The sequence below is a fragment of the Flavobacterium frigoris PS1 genome (genome assembly GCF_000252125.1).
Classification (GTDB): domain Bacteria; phylum Bacteroidota; class Bacteroidia; order Flavobacteriales; family Flavobacteriaceae; genus Flavobacterium; species Flavobacterium frigoris_A.
This window is the reverse complement of the sequence record NZ_AHKF01000001.1, coordinates 1-2,769: the sequence shown is the minus strand read 5'-3', so window position 1 is coordinate 2,769 and position 2,769 is coordinate 1. Positions and strand designations below refer to the sequence as shown.

Below are 2,769 nucleotides of genomic sequence, written 5' to 3'. Positions count from 1 at the left end.
ATGGTACTGCAGTTATGTGGGAGAGTATGTCGTCGCCTTTCTTTAAAAAACCCTATCCAAATCGGATAGGGTTTTTTTGTGCGTAAAAAATTCTGATATTTTAGAGTATTTAGGGATCAAGTCTAATATTGCGGATTAAGAAATAATATTAGACCATCTAAACAAGAAAAAGGGCAACTTTTCGAACATCTCTAAATTATCTTTTGAATGCTTTGATTTTTGTATTAAAGATTCTCGACAAGAATTTGTACTTCGATTATGAAGGTAGTTTAGTATTCATTAATAATTAACCGTTACGGGATTAGTAACTACATTTTATTTATGAAATCTAGATTTTTCTACTTATGTATCAATGTGCTGATTTAATATAGCTATATTTTTATTGTTGTTGTAGATTTCTCGTAGTTGCTGTGGTAAACGATATTTTTTTGTCAAGATATTGTTGAAATAAAAACTGCGCTCTTTCTTCTTGACTAAGAGTCGATTTGTATCGTGATCTATAGAGTAGTTGTGAGTTCTGGCGAATAATTGCATAACAGTATCACTACTAATCAAAAGTTGGGCAGTACGTATTTCTTTTCTGCTTTAGCTTGTCATATTGATTTATTCTTATCTACTGCAAAGCTTCTTAGGTTAAATTCTGTAGATGAAAGGGATTGGTTACTTTTAGGATTTTTTTTCTTAACCTTTTCTGCAGATTTTATTCCTAACTTTTGGTACGTAGTTTGTCCTTGTTTCATACAAGGATTGGTTGGGATTAAGTTTGTTTTATAGGTCGGCTTTTTAGAATCTAATTAATCACTTTTGAGTAAGTGAATTGGAATTTGTGACCTTAGATTTGTTTGTTATTAATTATCTCTATATTAAGGTTTTGTCACTGTTAGGATTGTCGAGAATTATGTGTATAGATTGTTGTTACGAATTAAATTTTGCATTATTTTAAGATTTATTGCTATACATTAGTTAAAATTATATTAAAATATCATTCGCAGATTGAATTTAAATTTCTATTTTTAAAAATTATTAAGATTAATAGTCGGTATTACGTATTAATGTCAAATAGGATTATATGAAATATAAATTACTTTTATTTTTGCTGGTTAATTTGTTGTTGGTTAATAAGGTAGAAGCGAATAGCTTAGGAAGCCTAGGAGAGTCGTTCGTTACAAAGAATGTTTTGTTTAATAGAGCTGTAAGTGATTCTGTTAGAAAGAATAGGAAGTCATCTAGGATTCTTAGTTCTAAGGCTCAGCTCGCGCCGCCTACCACTGTAGCTGGGAGTAGTTGTGGGGATGGTGTAAATTTTGTGCAGGTTAATTTATATGCTAATAGTTCGAATATTGGTGAGATTGAAGAATGGTTTATTAGTCAAACAGCCCCTACTCCGGTTTTTACAGGGAATGTTTATAGTCCAAGCATTAGAACAACAAGAACATACTACGTTCAAAGTAGGCAAGGGAGTGATGTCAGTACGAGAGTGCCGGTTGTAGCATCGGTATATAAAGCTCCTAGTCTGGTTACAATTGATGTTTCGCCATCTAATAGTCCTTCGGAGTTACTGTGTTTAGGTACTCCAGTTACCTTTTCAGCTGTTGGTGGAGCCGAGTTGTTTGAGTTTTCTGTAGATGGAGTTGTTGCGCAAACGATGTCTAGCAATAAAACGTATACAACTAATACGTTGAGTAATGGTCAAACTGTAACTGTTAGGACTAGAAGGTCATTGGTTTTAGACGGAGATATAAATGAAGACGCTTGGGGTACTGCTCCGTTGGAAGATAATTTCTTAGCTGCTCCATTATCAAATAATGCAAAAGAGGGGTATATCAATTCTGTAAAGATTAGTGCGGCTGAAAGTAAATTAGCTATTGGTATAGCAGGGAAGTTAAATGCAAATAAAAGTATCTTACTTTTTTTGGATTCGAAAAACGGAGGGTTTAATACTGCGAATTTTGGAGATGTCTCAGATATATCAGAAGTAAATGCGTTTAATTATTTTAACAACAACCCAAGCGCGTTCGATTCTTATTTTCAGGCGGACTATTGTCTGGTGATTTCGGCTGATGCAACGGCAACCAATTTTTATGCAAATATTATCGAATTGAAATCTGGTGAATCGATAAAAACTTCGCTTGGTACTGCCTCATCAGGATTTCCGTCAACTTCTTTTGCTGTTAATAATAATAATATTGGGATTACGGATTATAATCTCGGATTTGAAGTTGAGATGTTAAAATCAATGATCGGGTACACGACTGGCGATCTTAAGTTTTTTGGGTTAACAATCCAGGCAAACGATGAAAGTAATTATAGTGTTACTAATTCATTTTTAAGTCCTGAATTGAGTAGTGCTGCGGAGTATGGAAATAGTTCGATTGATTATAACTTAAAAGAGCCTAATCCAGTTATTGTTGCTTCATCGGCTTTAATTCCTTGCTATAGTAATGGTAACGTTACAGTGAGTTTTTATGAAAGTCCTATCGCTGCAAGTGTTGTGCAGCCAACATGCCAAGATACATTTGGTATTATTTCTATTGCGAGCCAAAGTGGGTCAGAATATAGCTTAGACGGAACAAATTATCAAGTTTCAAATACGTTTTCAGGCTTGGCTCCAAATGACTATACTTTATACGTTAGAAGTATCAGTGACAATACTTGTGTAACATTGTCTCCATCGGTGATAACAATAAATGCAGTTCCACTTCCTCCAGTTGTGCCAGCAGCATCAAGTACAATACAACCTAAGATCGGAAGAGCGTCGTGTAGGGAAAG

At 34.2% G+C, this 2,769-nt stretch carries 1 protein-coding gene; it reads right to left on the bottom strand.

Annotated elements, in window-relative coordinates:
- Positions 1–593: 593 nt before the first annotated feature.
- Entirely contained in the window at positions 594–740 is a 147-nt protein-coding gene (locus HJ01_RS17580; protein WP_007136178.1) for a hypothetical protein, read from the bottom strand.
- Between the last annotated feature and the right edge of the window lie 2,029 nt (positions 741–2,769).